19 protein-coding genes are annotated in these 21939 nt (G+C 53.9%); 5 read left to right on the forward strand and 14 right to left on the reverse strand.

From position 1 onward, the window contains the following. Positions 1–68: 68 nt before the first annotated feature. The 4 genes from K6958_RS18565 to K6958_RS18580 form a co-directional block, all read right to left on the reverse strand. On the reverse strand, positions 69–281 hold the full coding sequence (locus K6958_RS18565; RefSeq protein WP_249892487.1) for a CsbD family protein: 213 nt from the start codon (positions 279–281) through the stop codon (positions 69–71). Between the two features lie 221 nt (positions 282–502). Beyond that, entirely contained in the window at positions 503–1825 is a 1323-nt protein-coding gene (gene dinF, locus K6958_RS18570; protein ID WP_249892488.1) for an MATE family efflux transporter DinF, read from the reverse strand. A gap of 101 nt (positions 1826–1926) precedes the next feature. Further along, on the reverse strand, positions 1927–2535 hold the full coding sequence (lexA, locus tag K6958_RS18575) for a transcriptional repressor LexA (protein WP_249892489.1): 609 nt from the start codon (positions 2533–2535) through the stop codon (positions 1927–1929). A 105-nt stretch (positions 2536–2640) separates the two neighbouring features. Beyond that, positions 2641–3009 carry a diacylglycerol kinase gene (locus K6958_RS18580; RefSeq protein WP_249892490.1) on the reverse strand — a complete coding sequence of 123 codons (369 nt, stop codon included), beginning with the start codon at positions 3007–3009 and terminating at the stop codon, positions 2641–2643. 128 nt (positions 3010–3137) lie between these two features. Between K6958_RS18580 and plsB the strand changes: the two genes are divergently transcribed. Beyond that, positions 3138–5561 carry a glycerol-3-phosphate 1-O-acyltransferase PlsB gene (gene plsB, locus K6958_RS18585; protein ID WP_249894734.1) on the forward strand — a complete coding sequence of 808 codons (2424 nt, stop codon included), beginning with the start codon at positions 3138–3140 and terminating at the stop codon, positions 5559–5561. 75 nt (positions 5562–5636) lie between these two features. Here plsB and ubiA read toward each other — a convergent pair whose 3' ends face one another. After that, positions 5637–6470 carry a 4-hydroxybenzoate octaprenyltransferase gene (ubiA, locus tag K6958_RS18590; RefSeq protein ID WP_249894735.1) on the reverse strand — a complete coding sequence of 278 codons (834 nt, stop codon included), beginning with the start codon at positions 6468–6470 and terminating at the stop codon, positions 5637–5639. A gap of 49 nt (positions 6471–6519) precedes the next feature. Beyond that, a complete protein-coding gene (gene ubiC, locus K6958_RS18595) occupies positions 6520–7047 on the reverse strand; it encodes a chorismate lyase (protein WP_249892491.1) in 528 nt (175 codons plus the stop codon). A 292-nt stretch (positions 7048–7339) separates the two neighbouring features. Here ubiC and K6958_RS18600 point away from each other — a divergent pair, with 292 nt between their 5' ends. Further along, positions 7340–8344 carry a hypothetical protein gene (locus K6958_RS18600; protein ID WP_249892492.1) on the forward strand — a complete coding sequence of 335 codons (1005 nt, stop codon included), beginning with the start codon at positions 7340–7342 and terminating at the stop codon, positions 8342–8344. A 1180-nt stretch (positions 8345–9524) separates the two neighbouring features. On the opposite strand, the gene malM is transcribed toward K6958_RS18600, so the two are convergent. The 3 genes from malM to malK all read right to left on the reverse strand — a co-directional run bounded on the left by malM (position 9525) and on the right by malK (position 13046). Continuing rightward, entirely contained in the window at positions 9525–10478 is a 954-nt protein-coding gene (gene malM / locus K6958_RS18605; protein ID WP_249892493.1) for a maltose operon protein MalM, read from the reverse strand. 95 nt (positions 10479–10573) lie between these two features. Further along, on the reverse strand, positions 10574–11899 hold the full coding sequence (locus tag K6958_RS18610; RefSeq protein ID WP_249892494.1) for a maltoporin: 1326 nt from the start codon (positions 11897–11899) through the stop codon (positions 10574–10576). Between the two features lie 13 nt (positions 11900–11912). After that, entirely contained in the window at positions 11913–13046 is a 1134-nt protein-coding gene (gene malK, locus K6958_RS18615; RefSeq protein ID WP_249892495.1) for a maltose/maltodextrin ABC transporter ATP-binding protein MalK, read from the reverse strand. 337 nt (positions 13047–13383) lie between these two features. On the opposite strand from malK, the gene malE reads away from it, so the two are divergent. The 3 genes from malE to malG all read left to right on the forward strand — a co-directional run bounded on the left by malE (position 13384) and on the right by malG (position 17131). Beyond that, positions 13384–14577, forward strand: a complete 1194-nt coding sequence (malE, locus tag K6958_RS18620) for a maltose/maltodextrin ABC transporter substrate-binding protein MalE (protein ID WP_350355798.1) — start codon at positions 13384–13386, stop codon at positions 14575–14577. 108 nt (positions 14578–14685) lie between these two features. Beyond that, entirely contained in the window at positions 14686–16230 is a 1545-nt protein-coding gene (gene malF / locus K6958_RS18625) for a maltose ABC transporter permease MalF (protein ID WP_249892496.1), read from the forward strand. A gap of 10 nt (positions 16231–16240) precedes the next feature. Beyond that, the gene (gene malG, locus K6958_RS18630; protein WP_249892497.1) at positions 16241–17131 is read left to right on the forward strand and encodes a maltose ABC transporter permease MalG; all 891 of its coding nucleotides are present in this window, start codon (positions 16241–16243) and stop codon (positions 17129–17131) included. A gap of 90 nt (positions 17132–17221) precedes the next feature. On the opposite strand, the gene psiE is transcribed toward malG, so the two are convergent. From psiE to yjbE, 5 genes are all read right to left on the reverse strand, one after another. Beyond that, positions 17222–17620, reverse strand: coding sequence for a phosphate-starvation-inducible protein PsiE (gene psiE, locus K6958_RS18635; protein ID WP_249892498.1), 399 nt, complete (start codon positions 17618–17620; stop codon positions 17222–17224). Positions 17621–17766: 146 nt separating this feature from the next. After that, positions 17767–19860 (reverse strand): YjbH domain-containing protein, encoded by a 2094-nt coding sequence (locus tag K6958_RS18640; RefSeq protein ID WP_249892499.1) that lies wholly within the window; start codon positions 19858–19860, stop codon positions 17767–17769. After that, a complete protein-coding gene (locus K6958_RS18645) occupies positions 19860–20600 on the reverse strand; it encodes a capsule biosynthesis GfcC D2 domain-containing protein (RefSeq protein ID WP_249892500.1) in 741 nt (246 codons plus the stop codon). The genes K6958_RS18640 and K6958_RS18645 overlap by 1 nt, the downstream gene beginning before the upstream one ends. After that, entirely contained in the window at positions 20597–21244 is a 648-nt protein-coding gene (locus K6958_RS18650; RefSeq protein WP_249892501.1) for a YjbF family lipoprotein, read from the reverse strand. Before K6958_RS18650 ends, K6958_RS18645 begins: the two co-directional genes overlap by 4 nt. Positions 21245–21318: 74 nt before the next feature. Then, complete coding sequence (gene yjbE, locus K6958_RS18655; protein WP_249892502.1) at positions 21319–21567, reverse strand: exopolysaccharide production protein YjbE; 249 nt, start codon at positions 21565–21567, stop codon at positions 21319–21321. Positions 21568–21939: the final 372 nt, after the last annotated feature.

Raw genomic sequence — 21939 nt, forward strand, 5'->3', positions numbered from 1 at the left:
CAGGCGGGAGAAATAAATGAGCGGCACGTTCCTTGTGCCTGGGCAGGAGCCTTACCCTGAAAATGCGCTTACCAGCGATAATCGCGGTTATTCGTTTCCCAATCGCTCACTTCTTTTTCCGCTTCATCTTTGGCATAGCCGTAGCGTTCCTGAATTTTACCGACCAGCTGATCGCGTTTACCTTCAATGACGGTCATATCGTCATCGGTCAGCTTGCCCCATTTTTCCTTCATTTTACCTTTAAACTGTTTCCAGTTACCGCCGGCTTCGTCTCTGTTCATAATTTTGTCCTCTACCTTAGGTGTTAACAGCTTTTGGCTAACAGCGAAATTGCGTTACCGTAAGAACGCTGTTTCCCTGTGTCTTACACTTTTAATAATAGTAGAAACCGGTGGTTTTGCTTAAAAACATAGAGATATGAACTAATAAAGCGGCGTAAAAAGTGTCGGCTATGCTGAAAAACCAGCGAATTCAGTGAATAAGCGTAGCCGTATAAAATGTGTCAAAGCGTGAACCAATCGCCACGCCGCTGATAACGATGCCATACCCATCCCAGTGTCAATCCACGCAGCAGTAAGAAAACGCTGATAGCCAGCCATAGCCCGTGATTGCCCAATAGCGGCACGGTTAATAACGTCAGGCCGAAGCCCAGCGCCGCCAATGCCATACTGTTGCGCATTTCACGTCCGCGCGTGGCGCCAATAAACATGCCATCCAGTAAATAACACCAAACGCCCACCACGGGTAACAGCATCTGCCACGGCAGGTAGTGATTCGCCAGCGCCTGCAGCTGCGGCAAAGAGGTCAACATAGCGACAATCTCCCTTCCCCACTGCGCATATCCTAAGGCAAACAGCAGCGCGACCAGCCCCGCCTGGCGGCAGGCGGCAAGCCATACACGCCGTAGCTTGCTGTTATCGCGTGCGCCGAAGGCTTCGCCCGAAACCGCCTCAACCGCATAGGCAAAGCCATCCAGCGCATAGGCGGTAAAGGTAAGAAACATCAGCAGCACGGCATTTACCGCCACAATCTCGCTGCCCATGCGCGCCCCTAAAATCGTGATCGAGGCAAAGCACAGCTGCAACAGCAGCGAACGTAGCATGATATCGCGGTTTAAACGCAGCAACCGCCGCACATCGCCCTTCAATCCCTCTTTAAGGTGCGCAAAGCTGATCTGCCGCAGGCGCAGCACATGCCAGACTAAAACCAGCCCCACCAGCAACGAAACCGTCCCAGCGATGGCGGTCGCCGCCGCCGCGCCAGTCACGCCCCAGCCAAGGCCAATAACAAACCATAAATCGAGCAGGATATTGACCAGATTACCGACAATCAGCAGGATAACCGGCGCCCGCGCATACTGCACGCCCAACAGCCAGCCGAGGATGACCAGATTAGCCAGCGAGGCAGGCGCGCTGAGCCAGCGTATAGCAATAAAACGCTGCGCCTGCTCCAGCACTGCCGGACTGCCGCCGACAACCTGCGCAGCCAAAGCGCTTAACGGCCCCCGCAACAGAATAAAGGCGATACCGGCGATAACCGCAATCGCTAAAGGTTGCATCAACGCGCGAGCCAGCGCTGGTTTATCTCCCGCGCCGAACGCCTGTGCGGTCAGCCCGGTAGTGCTCATGCGCAAGAAAAGCAGCAGCATAAAAAGAAAGCTGGTCGCGGTGGTGCCTACGGCTACGCCGCCAAGATAGACAGGGCTATCAAGATGGCCAATAACGGCAGTATCTACCAGGCCCAGCAGCGGTACGGTAATGTTTGAGAGGATCATAGGCAGCGCCAGCCGCCAGAGGTGTTTATCGGTCGCAGAGAAGAAGTGCATGGCAATCCGCAGAAAAAATATGGCGACAGGCCACAGCGGTTATCGCCGGAACAAAAGCTAAAGGGGAAGCGAGCGGCGGCCAGCAGGCCGCCACAGAGTCATTACAGCCAGTCGCCGTTACGAATAACGCCAACGGCCAGACCTTCGATAGTCAGCGTCTGCTGCTGCAGATCGACGACAATCGGCTGGAAATCATGGTTTTCCGGCAGCAGCTGCACGGTATTGCCCTGACGCTTCAGGCGTTTAACAGTGACTTCATCATCAATGCGTGCTACGACCACCTGGCCGTTACGCACATCCTGCGTTTTATGCACCGCCAGCAGGTCGCCATCTACAATGCCGATATCTTTCATCGACATACCGCTAACGCGCAGCAGAAAGTCAGCGTGGGGTTTGAACAGGTTAGGGTCGACCTGGAAACGGCTTTCAATATGCTCCTGCGCCAGCAACGGTTCGCCGGCGGCGACACGACCAATCAACGGCAGACCGTTTTCTTCTTCCGCCATCAGGCGGATACCGCGTGAAGCGCCGGACACCATTTCAATGACGCCTTTACGCGCCAGGGCTTTCAGGTGTTCCTCTGCGGCGTTAGGGGAGCGAAAGCCTAACTGGGCGGCGATTTCCGCGCGCGTTGGCGGCATACCTGTCTGATTAATGTGATCGCGAATCAGGTCATAAACCTGCTGCTGCCGAGCCGTTAAGGTTTTCATCCCGCCCCCTGGTTGTTTATACAGTCGCTGTGAGTATATACAGGTATTAGTGGAATGGAAACCGGAAGCTGTGTAAAAAACAACTCTTTATCTATTATGGAAACTTTATCGTAAATAAGGCCATAACAGGGTTACCCAAACAAAAAGGGCCAGTATGATGCTGAGCAGCACCGCCGCAGAACCCATATCTTTGGCACGGCCGGCCAGCGGATGAAACTCGCTGCCGATGCGGTCCACCACCGCTTCGATAGCGCTGTTAAGGATCTCGACGATAATAATGAGAAACACGGAGCCAATAAGCAAAACGCGCGTTATGGCATCGACGTCAAGCCAGCAGGCGATAATCACCGCTGCCAGCGTCAGTATCGCTTCCTGGCGAAATGCCGCTTCATGTTGCCAGGCTGCCCGCAGGCCTTTCCACGAATATCCGGCTGCTTTAATGATGCGGATCAGGCCCGTTACGTTATTTGCCATCTACAGGGAACCCTTTGCAATGTTTAACGTCAATGTCAGGGTGCAGCACTAAATGCAACACCACAGATCTTCAATGCGCTTTCTGGTATGCTTGCGGCGCTTTGCTAACAAGAGGCTTCATGTTGTCTATGTCAGGTTGGCGTAAACTTTATTATAAGTTACTGAATTTACCACTTACATTTTTAGTTAAGAGTAAGGCGATTCCGGGCGATCCGGTAGCGGAACTGGGACTCGATACCTCGCGCCCCATTATGTATGTATTGCCTTATGATTCAAAGGCCGATCTCCTTGCGCTGCGCACCCAGTGCCGTCTGCACGATCTGCCCGATCCACTGGAGCCGCTGGAGATAGACGGCGCCCTGCTGCCGCGTCACGTCTTTATTCATGACGGGCCGCGCGTTTTCCCCTATTTCGTGCCGAATCAGGAATCCGTGAAGCTGTTCCACGACTACCTCGATTTGCACCGTAACAACCCCGATCTCGATGTACAGATGGTACCGGTTTCGGTGATGTTCGGCCGTGCGCCGGGGCGTGAGGTGCAGGGCGAACAAACCCCTCATCTACGCGAACTGAACGGCGTACAGAAGTTTTTTGCCGTACTGTGGCTGGGGCGCGATAGCTTTGTGCGTTTCTCGCCGATGGTTTCTCTGCGTCGTATGGCGACGGAGCACGGCACGGATAAAACCATTGCGCAGAAGCTGGCGCGTGTGGCGCGTATTCATTTTGCCCGTCAGCGTCTGGCCGCGGTAGGCCCGCGTCTGCCGGTGCGCCACGATCTGTTTAATAAACTGCTGCAGTCGAAAGCGATCGCCAAAGCGGTAGAAGACGAGGCGCGCAGCAAGAAAATCTCTCAGGAGAAAGCGCAGCAGAACGCCATCGAGCTGATGGAAGAGATCGCCGCAGATTTTTCCTATGAGATGATTCGTCTTACCGACCGCGTGATCGGCTGGACATGGAGCAAAATCTATCAGGGCATTAACGTCAGCGGCGGCGAACGCATTCGTCAGTTGGCGCTGGATGGCCACGGGCTGGTTTACGTGCCCTGCCATCGCAGCCATATGGATTACCTGCTGCTCTCCTACGTACTTTATCATCAGGGTCTGGTGCCGCCGCATATCGCGGCGGGCATCAACCTTAACTTCTGGCCGGCCGGACCGATTTTCCGTCGTCTCGGCGCGTTCTTTATTCGCCGTACCTTTAAGGGCAACAAGCTTTACTCTACGGTATTCCGCGAATATCTCGGCGAGCTGTTCAGCCGTGGATACTCGGTTGAATATTTTGTTGAAGGCGGGCGATCACGCACCGGTCGTCTGCTCGATCCGAAAACCGGTACGCTGGCGATGACGATTCAGGCGATGCTGCGCGGCGGCAACCGTCCGATTACTGTGGTGCCGGTTTATATCGGCTATGAACACGTGATGGAAGTAGGCACCTACGCGAAAGAGCTGCGCGGCGCGGCTAAAGAGAAAGAAGGCTTTATGCAAATGCTGCGTGGCCTGAGCAAGCTGCGCAACCTTGGTCAGGGCTACGTAAACTTTGGCGAGCCGCTGCCGCTGGTTAACTACCTGAACAAGCAAGTGCCGGAGTGGCGTGATTCGATCGATCCGATCGTGGCGCAGCGTCCGCAATGGCTGACGCCAGCGGTGAACGATATCGCTCAGCAGATTATGGTGCGCATTAATAACGCCGGGGCCGCCAACGCCATGAACCTGTGCGTTACCGCGCTGCTTGCTTCACGTCAGCGTTCCCTGACCCGTGAACAGCTGATCGAGCAGCTGGAGTGCTATCTCGATCTGCTGCGGCATGTGCCCTATTCGCCAGATGCGACCGTGCCGGATATGACGGCGGAAGCGCTGCTGGAACACGCGCTGAACATGAACAAGTTCGAGACGGAAAAAGACAACATTGGCGATATCATTATCCTGCCGCGCGAACAGGCGGTGCTGATGACTTACTATCGCAATAATGTGCATCACATGCTGGTGATGCCGTCGCTGATTGCCGCTATTGTGCAGCAGCATCGCGAAATCTCCGCCGCCGAGCTGCTGCGTCAGGTCTCTGTGCTTTACCCACTGCTGAAAAGCGAGCTGTTCCTGCGTTGGGAGAAAGAAGAACTGCCGCAGCTGCTGCAACAGCTGGTGGCCGAGCTGGCGCGTCAGCAGCTGATCGTCATCGAAAATGATGTGATGCGCCTGAATGCGGTACGTTTCCGTACGTTGCAACTGCTGGCTGCGGGTATGCGTGAAACGCTGCAGCGCTATGCCATCACCTTCTCTATTCTTAGCGCTAATCCTGCGATTAACCGCGGTTCGCTGGAGAAAGAGAGCCGCACGCTGGCTCAGCGTCTGTCGGTGCTGCACGGCATTAACGCGCCGGAGTTTTTCGACAAGGCGGTGTTCTCCACGCTGGTGCTGACGCTACGCGATGAAGGCTATATCAGCGATACCGGCGATGCTGCGCTGGAACAGACGCAGAATACCTATCATATGCTGGCAGAGTTGATTACCAGCGATGTGCGCCAGACCATTGAAAATGCCGTTACGCCTGCTTAAAACGGGCTGACGCATAAAACAGAGCGGGCGCCAGTGGCGCCCGCTTTTTATTAGTGCTGTTTGCAGCCAGGTTGGCTACCACTGGCTGAACGGCGGCATATTCAGAACGATACCGATAAAGATCACCAGTCCCACATAGTTATTATTGAGGAAGGCCTGAAAACAGCGTTCGCGCTGGCGTTCAGCGATCAGTTTCTGCTGATGTACAAACAGCGCGGCGGCCAGCAGCAGCGACCAGTAAAACGCACCGTCCAGGTTCATGCGCTGACCTACGATCACCAGCAGCAGCAGCGTAGAGAGCTGCAACAGACCAATAATCAACTTATCAAAGCGCCCAAACAGAATAGCCGTCGACTTTACGCCAATCTTGAGATCGTCATCCCGATCCACCATCGCATACTGCGTATCGTAGGCCACGGTCCAGCAAATATTGGCGAGAAACAGCAGCCAGCCGTTTAGCGGCACGTGGCCGCTTACCGCCGCCCAGCCCATCGGGATAGCCCAGCCGAAAGCGGCGCCCAGCACCACCTGCGGCAGATGGGTATAGCGCTTCATAAAAGGGTAGATCCAGGCCAGCGCCAGCCCGGCGAACGACAGCCAAATGGTGATGGCATTCATCGTCAGCACCAGCGCGAACGAAATCAGCGCCAGCGCCACAAACAGCACTTTCGCCTCTTTTTCACTTACCTCACCGCTGGCCAGAGGACGCATCTGCGTGCGCTTGACGTGCCCATCAATTTTACGATCGGCAAAATCATTCACCACGCATCCCGCCGCGCGCATAAAAAAGACGCCCAGCACAAACACCATCAGCACCTGCAACGGCGGCACGGCTTCGCCCGCCAGCCACAGCGCCCATAATGTCGGCCACAGTAGCAGCAGCGATCCGATCGGCTTATCAATGCGCATTAAACGGCTGTAAGCCTGTAGCTTACTGCGCGTCAGCCCTTTTTCTCTATTACTCACATGATTCTCCAGACAAGCTTTGATAAAGCGGCGCAGCGGGTAAAAACAGTTCGGTCAATAACAGCGGCTTGCCTGATAAGCGCAGGCGTGAGCGACGACCCCACAGCGCGTCAGAGATACCCGGATCGATAAAGTCGCGCGTGAGCGTGGAAGAGGAGAAGAGATAACGTCCCAGCGGGCGGCTGCCCAACTGGCTGAGCATCATTTCCGGTCCCTCCAGCGTCGATTCCGGCACTACCGTGCGACCAGCCAGCCAGGGAACGCCGTCACCCGATAAGATGATTTCGCGCAGCCAGTAACGCGGTTCCAGCGGCAAAAACGGCAGCTCTTCAGCGATATCGTCAGCGGTAACGAAACCTTCAAACTGAGGCTGTACGGTAACTTTCCGGCAGTGGCGCTCAAAGCGCTTCGTCATTGAGTCTTCTTCCAGCAGCCAGTCAAGCAGAGGCGCCGACAGTGCAGGCGATGAAGTGGGAAGCCAGGCAATGGCGCGCAGCAGGGAAAGCGCGTTATCGGACATACGGCATCTCCGGTAAAAAACAGGTGCCATAGTGTAGCGCAGAGCCTTGCGCAGAACACGCAATGCAGCAGAAAAACAGCATGGAAAACAGAGGGCAATGCATCTTTTACCGCATCATTTTCCTCGCTTTAAGTCTGGCTTAAGGTCTGGTTTTCATAGGAGGATATTCATGGCAAAATCGATAATATGCTTGCAACGTTAGCCATAATTATCAGGATATTGTTTTATATTCTTTTTGTTATACCTATTATTAAGGCGATAAAACTACATAACATCAACGGAGGATGGAGGCATGAAGCATCATGTTGCGCCAGGATATTGTGTCGTTGAACAACCCGGTACGCTGGATTTTCAGGCCCGGCAACTTTTTAGAAATACCCGCTCTCCGGCAGCCAGTATGTTTATGAAGCTCAACGCTGATACGCAGTGGCTAAAACCCGGACAGATACTGATTGTTGCCGATCCAGATACGCCTGCAACAATGCAGATGTTACAGGCGCTGAGGCAGGCAAAGCAGCGAACAAATATGGCCTTTACCAGCGTCAGCGCTGAGGAAGCTAATTTTTTTCATAAGCATTACGGTATGATTGCCGGGTTAACCAAAACGGGAGATCAAATATTCAGTACGGCGGGTGACCTGGGAGAAAAGTATTTTCTGGCCATAGAAAGCACGTTGAGGAAAATTGAGGAAACCTACCAGAACCAATACCGGACTCAGGGCTCGCTTATTAGTCAACAGTTCTTTGCTGAACGCAACCAGCTATTCAATCAGTTAAAAACATTGGTTAATAAACCTTTGGTTAAATCTCTTGCTCGCCATACGGTAAAATTCAGGCCCTATGAAGATATGCGCAGGGCGTTGAATCTCTCCAGCCGCTCAATCGTTCACGAATGGTCAACGGCTGGCGTCGTGGGCATTCCGGGTTATTCAACCTATGTCGGGAATGCAGCTAAAGCCGCGAAGTTCCTTAAATATGGCGGCTATATCGGCATCGGCTTTTCTTTTGCTGGCACGACCAATGATGTAATGAAAGCGTGCTCGACAGGAAGAGAAAACGAGTGCGGAAGGAGTGCTTTTAAAGAATATACGAAATTTACCGCAGGTACGTTATTAGGCGTCTCTGGCGGTGCTATTGGAGCAACAGCAGGAGGAGCCATCTGCATTGGGCTTGGGATTATAACAGCGCCCGCAGGCGGAGCGGTAGGACTGGCATGTGCGGTTATCGGTTCGGTTGCTGGAGGATATGCTGCCAGTACTACCGGTGAAACATTTATAGATTATTTTTTCAGAGATTAATGTGTGAGTAATTTATTTTCTTATTTAGGGATAGCAGGCATATGGGTAGGTTTCTTATCGCTTACCCTCCTGTTTTTTTATTATTGCGTAAACAGGAAAAGATATGAAAAAATCATCAGATTTTACTATGATAAGGGTTTTTTATTTCCCGTCCCTTACCATTTTCATTCATTAATGGGGTTCTTTGGTTCTTTTACGCTGGTCTACTACTTTACATGCATCAAAAGAAAGAAGAAGCCTTTGCTTATGTTTTATAAAAACCGTGAGGTTTATAATTTTTTTGACACCGTCCCTGATAATCTCTCCAAATGGATGAAGGTTTATTACAGAATCACTTTATTCACTCTGGCTTGTATTGCCTTTACTTTCCTGATGGTGTCAATAAAATATATTTATTTAAACCTTGCAAATTAACCCTATGATAAGGCTAATTATTCTATGGCTTTCAGTGAAATTAAAGCAGCTGAACCTGGTGTAGAGATGCTATATCAATATGCGGAAAAACAGGATACTTTCTAATTGTTGGCCATTAATTATGGTTGCTGGTGCAGTCTTCTTTACTTTATCTGTATTACTGTATGCAATAAACCGTTCAAAATATTATCAATTGATATCTTTATTTAAAGAAAACCACGCTTTCCCGGCCGCCTACTCATTTCACTGCCTTACTGGCTTTTTTGGGGCTGATCCCATTACCTACTTTTTTCTTGGGTTAAAAAGGAAAAAGAAAATTTTGTTCGTTAAAAAGGAGAGTGAACTGTATGAATTTTTGATGATAAGAAAGAAAACTTAACGAATTGGATGCTGCCATTTTATTACTTGTGGAACGTGACAATGCTGTGCTGTGCCTTTGTCATCATTTTCGTGATAGTTATGCATATTAAGCTAAAATACTTTTCATAAAGTGCTTATTTAAAACAAATCATTACCTTAAGGAACTTAATAGTTCAGTAAAATTTAAAATATCAGCATTAATATGTAGCGAATAAACAAGTCGATACTGATATCATTATTTGACACAAAGCTAAAGCCGGCCTCACACAAAACAGCGGAGAAACAGAGTCATTAATAAACCGCTCTTAGCAACGCGGAGGTGTAGCTGAGTTAAACAGGAAAGCTGGCGAAAAAGGGTGCGCCGGCGGCGCACCAATCGTCCAGCAAGATCAGCAATATGGGGATGTTATCCCTTGCCTTTCACACTGCTGATAAATGTTGCGCGTGCCGATGTAGAACCAAGACGTTCCGCCTCGTTCATCAGCTTCAGCGCTTTATCGATATCCCCCGCTTTCGCAGCCTTACGGATGCCGTCGTTAAAATATTTTTCGGTGTCGTTCAGCATCGGTTCAGACTTCACAGCCGACGTTGCTGGCGCAGGCGCAGCCATTGGCGCCGGGCTGCTGATATTCGGCTGTGCCGACGCCGTGGCGGCGCGGGTGCTGCCTACCACCACCGGCTTCGAATCGCCGGAGCCGAACAGCTTGCCGATCATAATGTTGCCGCTGTTCTGCTCGCTCTTCACTTTCAGCGACAGCGTGCCGGTATTGATATGCTGTACCACCGGATCCGGCACGTCAGGAATCGCATTGCTGGCCCCTTCCGCATAGAGTTTTGCCGGGTTGATCATGGTGGAGGTTTGCGCCAGATCGCGCGTCGTGGTGTAAATCAGCAGGTAAATCTGTTTTTGTCCCAGCACCGGCGTCAGCTTCATGGTGCCTTCCAGCCGGTTAGTGGCAACGATGCCCGGCTTTTGATAGGTGAAATAGCTGCTGGGGAAAAAGGCCGCAGGCTGCAGCTGGCTGTCCAGCACCAGTACGTTCGGCGCATAGACGCGCTGATCTTTCATGATGCTGGCCAGTGTGACTTCCAGCGATCCCTGATCGGCGGGCAGCGCAACGGCGGCAACCGGCCCGCTGATATCGCCTTCATTCAGGCTGGCCGAGGCGGTATTCAGCGCAATATCCTGGCTCACCGGCGGCGCCAGCGGCAGCCAGGAGAGGCGCTGCAGCTTTTCCGGGGCGATCGATGGCGCGGTAGCCACATTCTGTGGATTAAGGCTGGTGCTGGCGGCAAAGGCGGGCAGCACGGTAAAGCTCAGGGCCGGAAACAGGCAGAGCGCGAGTAGATGTTTTTTCATTTTTTTATCCTCAAGAGAAACCCGCCTCTCTCAGGCAATAGAGAGACGGGCTAAGGCAGGACTCAGGGCTGGCTATGCCCTGTCAGGTTGTCTTATTACCACCAGGCTTCCATCTGAATACCGAAGGAAACTTCGTCATTGTCGCCACGGCTGAAGGTGTGCGCGGCGTTATCGCTATAGGCAACGCCCGCAGTGGTGCCCGGCAGGTTACCAACATAGTTTTGATTGTTTGTCTCAGAGGAAGCATAGCCCCACTTCTCATCCCACTTGGCGTAGGTGGCGAACACGCGAATGGCCGGACGCGACCAAATGCTGTTGCCTGCCTGCCACTGCTGGGCCAGCGTCACTTTATACTGGCTGTTGCGGTCACCGGTGCGCTGCGACTTCACGTTGTCGTAGCCGGCTTCCAGCAGGGTGCTCATGATCGGCGTCCATTTGTACATCGGGCGTACGCCCACGGTGTACCAGGTGGTGCCGTTATCGTTATCGCGATCCACGTCCTGATACATACCCACATACATCAGGCTCCAGGTATCGTTGAAGTCGATCGCGCCGTGGTCGATGACGCGGATCATCGAGCCGTTGTTGTTTTCTGCGGTGCCCGGGCGCCCGTTGCGGTTTTGCGTCATCGCATCGGTGGCGTACTGCACGACAAATTTGTTCAGGCTGGTGCCGTAGAAGGTCTGGGTATGCTCAAGGGTAGCCATCCAGCCATCATCGGAAGCGTCTTCCACATTCGGGCTGTAACCGTCGGTATCGTTCGCGCTGCCGTAGTCAAAGCCCAGCTCCAGCGAGCCGCCCGGGTTCACTTCCATGCCGCCTAAGCGCACGTCGAAAATATCGTTGGCGCGATCTTTCGCCGTGCCGCGCGTATTGCCGGTCACGAAGGCCGAAGAGCCGCCTGCTTCGCTGCTGCGGGTCGCTGCCAGCGACAGCTTACCGAAGCCGAGATCGATATCTTCAATACCGCCGCCAGGACCAGAAATATCCCAGTAGTAGAAATCGATCATGTGCACGTCATGGCGTTTGTAGTAACGCTTACCGGCCCAGATATTAGCGCCCGGCAGCGCATCAAACAGGTTTTTACCCACCACGTTCATCTGACGTACCGCAGGGGAGTCTTCTTCATAGTCGTTCTGCTGCGATACGCTGTAGCCGATCATGGTATCGACATAGAAGCTTTTCTCGCCCTCTTTCCACACTTCCTGACCCAGCTCAACTTCCGCATAGGTGTCACATTCGTTGCCAAGACGATACTTAGAGTTGGCGCCGGTTGCTGTAAAACATTGCTGCTCACCGCCGCTGCCGGTCCAGCCGATGCCGGAACGGGCGTAACCTTTGAAATCCACCGCGCTGGCGTGCGGTGCCACAACTGCGAGGGCCACTGCCACGGCCAGAGGGTACTTAGAGCGCGTTAACATCGCTGTTCTCCTGTTATGATTTTACTGTTATGTGTGCTTCTACGCCGGGTTCGCTGTGTAACCGACGGCAGGCGCGTCCATCTTCACGAAACAGATGGCAGCGCTGTGGCGGCAGTCCGATGGCGTATTGGGCACCTTCTTCAACCAGCACCACGTCGTTCTGGCGGTAAACCAGGTTCTGACGCAGCGCAGGGATTTGGATATGGATTTGCGTTTCCTGGCCGAGCTGCTCGACCACCTGCACCGTGCCCTGCAGAGTGACATCGGCCACTTCGCTGGGCAGCAAGTGTTCCGGACGAATGCCCAGCGACATATTGGCGCCGACCGGGACATCGGTGCTGTCCACCGGCAGCCAGATTTGCTGATGGTTAGGCAGCTCTACCTGCACCTGATCGATGGCGGTGGCGGTAACCTTCACTGGCAGGAAGTTCATTTTCGGCGAGCCGATAAAACCGGCGACAAAGCGGTTGGCTGGATAGTGATACAGCTCCAGCGGTTTGCCGACCTGGGCGATACGTCCGCCTTCCAGCACCACGATTTTATCCGCCAGCGTCATCGCTTCGACCTGATCATGGGTGACGTAAATCATGGTGCGCTTCAGGCGCTTATGCAGGCGGGAGATCTCAATGCGCATCTGCACGCGCAGCGCGGCGTCAAGGTTAGAGAGCGGCTCATCCAGCAGAAATACCTGCGGTTCCGCTACCAGCGTACGGCCGATCGCCACGCGCTGACGCTGGCCGCCGGAAAGCGCCTTCGGCTGACGATCCAGCAGATGCGCCAACTGCAGCACTTCCGCCACCTGCGACACGCGCTGCTGAATCTCTTTTTTGTTGGTTCCGGCCAGCTTAAGGCCGAATGACATGTTATCCGCCACCGTCAGATGGGGATAAAGCGCATAAGACTGAAAGACCATTCCCACGCCGCGTTCGGCTGGCGGCACCTCGTTCATGCGTTTACCGCCGATGGTTAGCTCGCCGGAGGTAATCTCTTCCAGCCCGGCAATCATACGCAGCAGCGTGGACTTGCCGCAGCCGGACGGCCCGACAAACACTACGAACTCCCCTTCGGCAATGGACAGGTTGATATCTTTCGATACCACCACATCGCCCCAGGATTTGGTGACTTCTTTCAGCACCACATTCGTCATTGTCCTCTCCCATCTTCATGGCTTCCTTTGAATGGCAGGAGTGTGCGCGAAGACGGGGGAGGAAAAATCCTCCACCATCCGCTTTTTTACGGGGGAGGAGGCAGGAGGATGAGTCAGTAGCCGAAAGGGGGCTCAGAACGGGCTGTCAGGCTTTTTCGTGATCGAAACGGCAGGAAAAGGGGCTATTTTTTGTGTGCTGGCACGCAGAAACCAATAAAAAAGCTATAGGGATCACACTTCTGGCCGGTGGGGCGTAGAAACAGGGAGGATGAGTCAGCCGTCGCTTATCAGCAGACTCCTGCCTAACGACAACCACTCACGTTTAGAGGTAAGGGAAATGTCAAAGTTCAAACTGAATGGCAAAACGCTGTTGTTATGCGCCATAACCGTCGCGCTATTACCGGGCGCCGCGCTGGCGAAGATCGAAGAAGGCAAGCTGGTCATCTGGATTAATGGCGACAAGGGCTACAACGGCCTGGCAGAAGTGGGCAAGAAGTTTGAGCAGGATACCGGCATTAAAGTTACCGTTGAGCATCCTGATAAGCTGGAAGAAAAATATCCGCAAGTTGCCGCAACCGGCGACGGCCCGGACATTATTTTCTGGGCGCACGATCGCTTTGGCGGCTATGCGCAATCCGGCCTGCTGGCGGAAGTCTCGCCGGATAAGGCGCTACAGGACAAAATTTATCCTTTTACCTGGGATGCGGTGCGCTTCAACGGCAAGCTGATCGGTTATCCGGTGGCGGTGGAGTCGTTATCGCTGATTTATAACAAAGACCTGCTGCCTAATCCGCCAAAAAGCTGGGAAGAGATCCCGGCACTGGATAAACAGCTGCGCGCTAAAGGTAAAAGCGCGCTGATGTTTAACCTGCAGGAACCCTATTTCACCTGGCCGCTGCTGGCAGCGAACGGCGGCTACGCCTTTAAGAAAGAGAACGGCAGCTATAACGTGAAAAGCGTCGGCGTCAACAATCAGGGCGCGCAAGAAGGCCTGCAATTCCTGATCGACCTGATAAAGAATAAACATCTGAATGCGGATACCGATTACGCCATCGCCGAAGCGGCTTTCAATAAAGGCGAAACCGCGATGACGATTAACGGTCCCTGGGCATGGAATAATATCGAAAGCGCCAAAATCAATTATGGCGTGACCCTGCTCCCCACCTTTAAAGGCCAGCCTTCGAAGCCGTTTGTCGGCGTGCTGAGCGCCGGTATCAACGCCGCCAGCCCAAATAAAGAGCTGGCGAAAGAGTTCCTGGAAAACTATCTGCTGACCGATGACGGCCTGGCCAAAGTCAATGCGGACAAGCCGCTGGGCGCCGTGGCGCTGAAATCGTATCAGGAGAAGCTGGCGAAGGATGAAAAGATTGCCGCCACCATGGAGAACTCGCAGAAAGGCGAGATCATGCCGAACGTACCGCAAATGGCCGCTTTCTGGTACGCCGAGCGTAACGCGGTGCTGAACGCGATCAACGGTCGTCAGACGGTGGACGCCGCGCTGAAAGATGCGGAAAACCGTTTAACTAAGTAAGGGCTTGCTATCGCATTGTTACCGGCCGCCTGCGGATTTTACCGTCAGGTGGCCCGGTGCTGCGGCCGGCCCGCCTCCCTCTTTTCATCTGTGCAGAAGGATCCTGAAATGGCAAAATCCGCATTGTGGTGGCAGCGTGACGCCCTGAAGTGGCTGGTTCTTGCCCTGTGTGTGATGATCACCGGCTATCTGGTTGTTCTGATGTATGCCCAGGGCGAATACCTGTTCGCTATCGTCACGCTAATACTGCTCAGCAGCGGCCTGATTATCTTTTTCCGCCGTCGTGCGCAGGCGTGGCGTTATGTCTGGCCCGGTCTGGCAGGCATGGTGCTGTTTGTTCTGTTTCCGCTGGCCTGTACCATTGCTATCGCTTTTACCAACTACAGCAGTACCAACCAGCTCTCTTTTGAGCGGGCGCGCCAGGTGCTAATGGATCGCCAGTTTCAGGCGGGCGACAGCTACGCTTTTTCCCTCTGGTCAACCGCGGATAAACAGTGGCGCCTGCTGCTGAAAAGCCCGGGAGATAAACAGTTTATTACCCCGCCCTTTGCGCTCGTCGGAAAAGGTGAGCAAACGCTTACTCTTACAGAAACTCAGCAAGAGCCTGCAGGCGAACGCGCCATGCTGCGTGACATCACCAAAAATCGTCAGGCGCTTGCACAGCTTACGGCACGCTTGCCGGACGGTACCCAACTGCGCATGAGTTCGCTGCGCCAGTTCTCCGGCACCCAACCGCTCTATCGTCTCGGTGAGGATAATTCATTAACCGACAAACAGACCGGTAAAGTCTGGTATGCCAATGACGATACCGGTTTCTGGCAAACCAAAGATGCCAACCAGCAATGGACCAGTGAAAAGCTCAGCCCCGGCTATACGGTGGCCGTCGGCTGGGATAACTTCCTGCGCGTATTAACCGATAAGGGCATTCAGCAGCCTTTTATCGCCATTTTTATCTGGACGGTAATTTTCGCCGCGCTCACGGTATTGCTGACCGTGGCGGTAGGTATGGTGCTGGCCTGTCTGATGCAGTGGGAAGCGTTAAAAGGGCGCGCGGTCTATCGCCTGCTGCTGATTCTGCCCTATGCGGTTCCGGCCTTTATTTCCATCCTGATTTTCAAAGGGCTGTTTAACCAGAGCTTTGGCGAGATCAATATGATGCTTGATGGCCTGTTCGGCATCAAACCCGCCTGGTTCAGCGATCCAGCGATGGCGCGCACCATGCTGGTTATCGTAAATACCTGGCTTGGCTATCCCTACATGATGATTCTCTGCATGGGCCTGCTGAAAGCGATTCCCGACGACCTGTATGAAGCCTCGGCGCTGGACGGCGCGACGCCGCTGCAAAACTTCTTCCGCATTACGCTGCCGCTGCTGATTAAGCCGTTAACGCCGCTGATGATCGCCAGCTTTGCCTTTAACTTTAATAACTTTGTACTGATCTTGCTGCTTACCGATGGCGGCCCGGACCGGCTGGGCACCACCACGCCGGCAGGCTATACCGACCTGCTGGTGAGTTACACCTGGCGCATCGCCTTCGAGGGCGGCGGCGGCCAGAACTTTGGCCTGGCGGCGGCCATCGCCACGCTGATTTTCCTGCTGGTCGGCGCGCTGGCGCTGTTTAACCTGCGATTCACGCGCATTAAAACGGATTAAGGAGCGAAACATGGCGATGGTTCAACCCAAATCACAGAAGCTGCGGCTGGCGCTGACGCACTTGCTGCTGCTCGGCTTTATTGTGCTGATTATGTATCCGTTGCTGATGGTACTGGCGATTTCGCTACGCCCCGGCAACTATGCCATTGGCAACCTACTGCCAGAGCATATTTCCTGGGATCACTGGAAGCTGGCGCTGGGATTCACGGTAACCCACGAAAACGGCAGCGTTACGCCGCCGCCGTTTCCGGTGCTGCTTTGGCTGTGGAACTCGGTAAAAGTCGCCGCCATCACTGCCGTTGGGATTGTTGCGCTTTCCACAACCTGTGCCTATGCTTTTGCTCGTATGCGATTTCGCGGCAAGGCGACATTGCTGAAAGGAATGCTTATATTTCAGATGTTTCCCGCTGTACTTTCGCTGGTAGCGCTTTATGCTCTGTTCGACCGTTTAGGGCAGTACATTCCCTTTATCGGCCTGAATACTCATGCCGGGCTGATCTTTGCCTACCTCGGCGGTATCGCATTACACGTCTGGACGATTAAAGGCTATTTTGAAACCATTGACGGTTCACTGGAAGAAGCAGCGGCGCTGGACGGCGCGACGCCATGGCAGGCTTTCCGCTTGATTTTACTGCCGCTTTCCGTGCCCATTCTCGCCGTGGTTTTTATTCTGTCTTTTATCGCTGCCGTGACGGAAGTGCCCGTCGCCTCGCTGCTGTTGCGTGACGTGAACAGCTATACGCTGGCGGTGGGAATGCAGCAGTACCTGAATCCGCAGAACTATCTGTGGGGAGATTTCGCCGCGGCTGCGGTGCTCTCTGCGCTGCCGATTACGCTGGTGTTCCTGCTGGCGCAGCGCTGGCTGGTTAGCGGCCTGACCGCTGGCGGCGTGAAGGGTTAAGGTTTTTTATTGCCGTTGTTGCCTTTGTTGTTATTGCCACTGCTAAGTTGTGTCCTGTGTATATTCAGGCGGCCGATTGGCCGCCTTTTTTTATTCGCGCTTTAGGCGGTTGCTGTTGGCCAGCCACAGCGTAATGACCAGGATCAAAATAGCGGCGGAATAACAGAGCGTGTCGAACGGATTTTTATGGTCGACCACAATCAGCCGGATAATGGCCGTAATGCCGATATAGATAAAATAGCGCAGCGGGAAGTGGTAGCCCGACTGGAAATATTTCACGATTAGGGCAATAAACTCGAAATAGAGAAACCAGATGACAATGCCTTCCACCAGCAAATAAGCCGAGGCGGCTTCGCCGGTATTCAGTAATACATTGGCGAGGTGGATAGTCTCTTTGCCCAAAAAGACGATCAAAATTATGCCTAAAAACAGCAGGCCCACGTTTAATATCCATTGCAGGATAGTGGCTATCATTTTCTCACTACTCATTGTTTGTCCTTGTTGCGTGCGAGGTAACCGGCATCTGCCGAACTGACATCATGACAGAATGTGACAAACATCACATTATAGCGCGCATAAAAAAACGCCCTGACCAGAGCCGGGGCGTTTTTGCGCAAGCGGAACCGCTGAGCCAATTAGCGGAAGTGAATATCCCGGTCGCTGGTCATGTCATACAGCTGATATTTACGGCCAAGCATCTGCCCGCCATCACGCGTCAGCGGCGTCCAGTTAACCTGAGCGCGGCCGCGGTTATGGGTAACGGTAAACAGATCCATCGGCACGGAGATATAGAATCCTTTAGTGAAGTCGCCCTCGCCATATTCATCGCCGGAGACATTGGTTAAGGTGGCGTATGCGCCCACTGTCACGCCGCTGTCGAAGCGTTTTGAGACGTCAATCGTGCCGCCTTTATCCTTCGCCAGGTATTCGCCCACGCTCATTTTCACCAGCACATTATTCATAAACCACGGCTGCCAGTAGGCGGTCAGATGACCGGTCGGCGCTTTGTAGTTGGTGAATTTCATCATGTTGTCCCAGTCGCGCTGTTTAACATAGTTCGCGTCTACGCCAACGGCCCAGCTGGAATCCAGCGGACGATAAAGCACCTCGGCGCCGACGCCGCCATACATGGTTTCCAGATAGCCGCCGTACATCTGGCCATAAAAACCGTTGCCCAGATAATGGAACCAGTTCGCCTGCAGGTTATTAACGTAAACGTTATTTTCTACATAGTCGCGAATATGGGTACGCACACGCGGCAGCGAGGAATCGATCGGCCGTCCATCATAGTTGAATTTGTCGTAGTTATTGGCCAGGTTGGCAAAGACGCCGCCGCCCACCAGCAGATGCTGAGTCAGCCAGTAATCGGCGTTGGCGTTGATGCCCGCCTGGTACATATAAAAGCTTTCCGGTCCGCCAACCGACTGATTCAGTACCGGCGAGATGCCGTAACTAAAGCGCCCTTTCTCAATATAGTACCCCTGCTCGGTTTTACCCGGATCGACAGGATTTATGCGGCGCTGCGCCAGCGGCTGCTCATGCCCGAGCGGATAACCTTCCAGCTGCTGACGCAGGCTGCTGACTTTGGTTTCAGTGGTCACCTGCGGCAGGTTATAACGCGTTTGCGTCACACGCAGCGTATCGATATTTTCCGGCAGGTCATTCATCAGAATAACGTTGGCGCGATCGACGCCTTCCTGCGTATCGCGATATTTCACCTGCTCGCCCGTCACATAGAGAGTACGCCCTTTCACCTGCAGATTCGGCGCATCCAGCCCGGCGTTATATTTCAGCTGCGTTAGCTGATTGGCTACCGCCGTATGCTGCAACGTTTCCGGCTGCGGCTGCGGGTGATAGCCCGGCCTGCTGCTGTCGAGATGATGCGTGCTTAACGCGTTGAAGTTGCTGCGCAGGGTAAAGCCGAAGGTAAAGGTGTTGCCACGCTCGTAGCTGGCGTTAATATCGGCCCAGTCGGTCAGACGATAGATGGCGCCGACGTTGACCTTGCTGCGCTGCTCCAGCTTACCGGCGTAATCGCCCTGATAGTCATTGCCCTCATACTCCAGCTTCAGGCGCAGCGGCTGCCACGGCGTCTGATATTCAATACCGCCGAAGATCGAGGCCGGTCCTTTAAACAGCTCGTCGCCGTTTACCGATCCGGCTGAGCCAAAGCCGCTACGACGGTGACAGAATTTATCGTCATAGCTGCAGAAAGGGTTGTTGATGTTGCCGCTGTTGCCGAGATAGCCCCAGCCGATGCCCAGCGTAAAGTCGAGCGGTCCCCAGGCCTTGGTCGCTACCAGATATTCACTGTCAAATAGCCCGGTGCCACCCAAATCGCGCGTGCCCACCGCTACTTCCGGCAGCCAGTAGCCTTCCTGCCATAGCCGCAGTTTAAGATCGAAAGCTTTATCTTTATAACTCTGGTCGCCGCTAAAGCCCTCTACCCGACTGTAAAGCCGCGTACGAACATCGGTATAGCGTACGGTGGTTTCCAGCCAGGGAAACAGCATCAGCGACGCGGAGTAAAAACGGTACTGATCGTTATTGCGATAGTTAAGGCTGAATTCGCCCTCTTTCGCCATTCGCGCCGTGGGCACCTGCATCAGTCCCACGCCGCCGAAATCTGACTGTGAGGGGCCAATGGGTTCGCCCCACGTCGCCGCCTGCGCCTGGCAGGCAGACGCTACGCAAACAGCGAGCAGGCTGAGAAGCATGTTTGTTTTCATCAGTCAGGGATCCGGTGCGTCAAAACAGAAATAATGTGCTGGTTAAGGTCGCGATATTCGGCCGGCAGCGCCCAGGAGGAGAAACCGAGATAGATGATGCTGCCCGGCGCCACTTCAACATGGCGATGATTCCAGTAAGCCACCGGCGCTTCTTGCGTGGAGCCGTCTGGCGCGATCACCGTTACCACATTGCGTTCCGCGCCGCTCAGGCGCGCATGTCCGGCGAGATAGTCCCGCGTATCGCGGCCCGGCTGCCATACCACTTTGCCGCTGCCGGCGATAGCGCCCGCCAGCGTTACGCTGGTGGGCCGTCGCAGGGTATACAGGCTATACTCTCCCTCCAGACGGCGGTTGGCTTCCGGACGTAGCCGTATCCAGTCAGGATCGAGCGAGACGAACTGTCGCCCGGTAACCCGCACCGCTTTTAGCTGTTGCAGCACGCTGTTGATCGCCGCGGCGCGTTCACCCTCTTCGCTTGCCGCCCAGCTTTGCAGCCGCGCCAGCGTCTGCTGGTAATGCTGCTGCGCCGCTGCGGTCGCCAGCGGCTCGGCAATCACCGTACCGGGCCACCAGCTGCGATCTTTCAGCGCCGGGCTGGCAAGCAGCTGAGAGAGCGTTTGCGCATGGCTGACCACAGCGGTTTGCGATCCATCGGGGGCATAAAGGATGACCTGGCTATCCGCCTGCGCGTTAAATGACAGGCCGGCAAGCAGGCCGGCTAAAGCAAGAATGTTTTTCATGATTTTGCTGGCTTCAGAATGGTGATCTCGACCGGCAGCGTATCCGCTCCCACCTGCTGTGCGCTCTGGCGCACTTCGCCGCTGCTGGCATCAATCCAGAAGGTGTTTTGCCATTCTGTCCCGCTCGCCGCGAGGGTCACCTCTTCATGCCAGACACGGCAGGGAATGTGATGGCCAGCCAGCGTCAGGACTTCATCCTGACCCCGGCTGAACCGTGAAACCGCGCTACTCGCTCGTAGCGAGCCGTTCTCTGTCCAGCTCATGATGCGCGTCCAGCTTTCGCCTTCACGCAGGGTTAGCGGATGCGCCAGAGGATCCTGTTGCAGGTTATCCACCTCCAGCAGGTTGTCGCTCAGGCCAAGGGTTTTTACCAGTCGGCCCTGTTGGGTAACCAGCATCGCCCGATCCTGCGTGACCCATTTTTGCTGGCCCTGTTCGGCGTAGCCCAGCACCAGGAAAATGCGCTGACCACCGTTGATGCGCAAATACATGCTGGCGTAAGGCAATGATTCTATTTTTTCATCCGATACGGTGACATCGTCCGGGCCCATTACCGCCAGCTTCGCGGTATCAACCAGCCCCTGTTGCGTTTGTGTACACGCTTGTAACAACAGACAAAGAAACAGCAATGGAATATGGCGCACCTGTCTATCCCTGTGTGAGTTCGGCAAAGTCAGAAAATAACCACACGGACGTGTGGTTATGATTAAAAACCGCGTTAACGGGTCGTGCTGGTCGTAGTTGTGGTGGTGGTTCCGGTGTTGGTTCCATCCCCGCCGCCGGATGCCGCCAGGCCAACGCCTAACAGCGCGCCAACGGCACCGATGCCGACTGCAGTGGTACTGCCTGCGGAAATGGCTCCCGCTTCAGCGCCCGCTGCCGCACCAGCTTCAACCGGAGCGGCAAAAGCAGCCGAACCGGATGCCAGATACAGCGCAACCGCTGTGGCACATAGCATTTTTTTCATACTGAATTTCCCTTCATGAAATGAATGGATTACCTGCCTGGGTAGTTTCAGGCGGGTCCAGTATAGGGCAACAAATTACCAGAAATTAGAGCATGGCGGCGATGAGAAGAGGGTGATGGCGAATGGTGATTAATAGCAGAAATATGCAAAATGATTTTATTTTTATTTCGCATAGCGGGATAGATTTAGCATTTATCGCTTAATTTATTCTACATAGCAGAGCAATCTAATAAACACATCTTTTGGGCTAATTATTAGACAACTATACTAATTTATTGCCACTCTATTGTTACTTTTTAACTAAATTTCAAAGATTTAATTATTAAATACCACCATTTTAGCACCATTTTTAACCATAGAGGTTTAGGACTA

Source organism: Mixta hanseatica, assembly GCF_023517775.1.
GTDB classification, from domain to species: Bacteria; Pseudomonadota; Gammaproteobacteria; order Enterobacterales; family Enterobacteriaceae; genus Mixta; species Mixta hanseatica.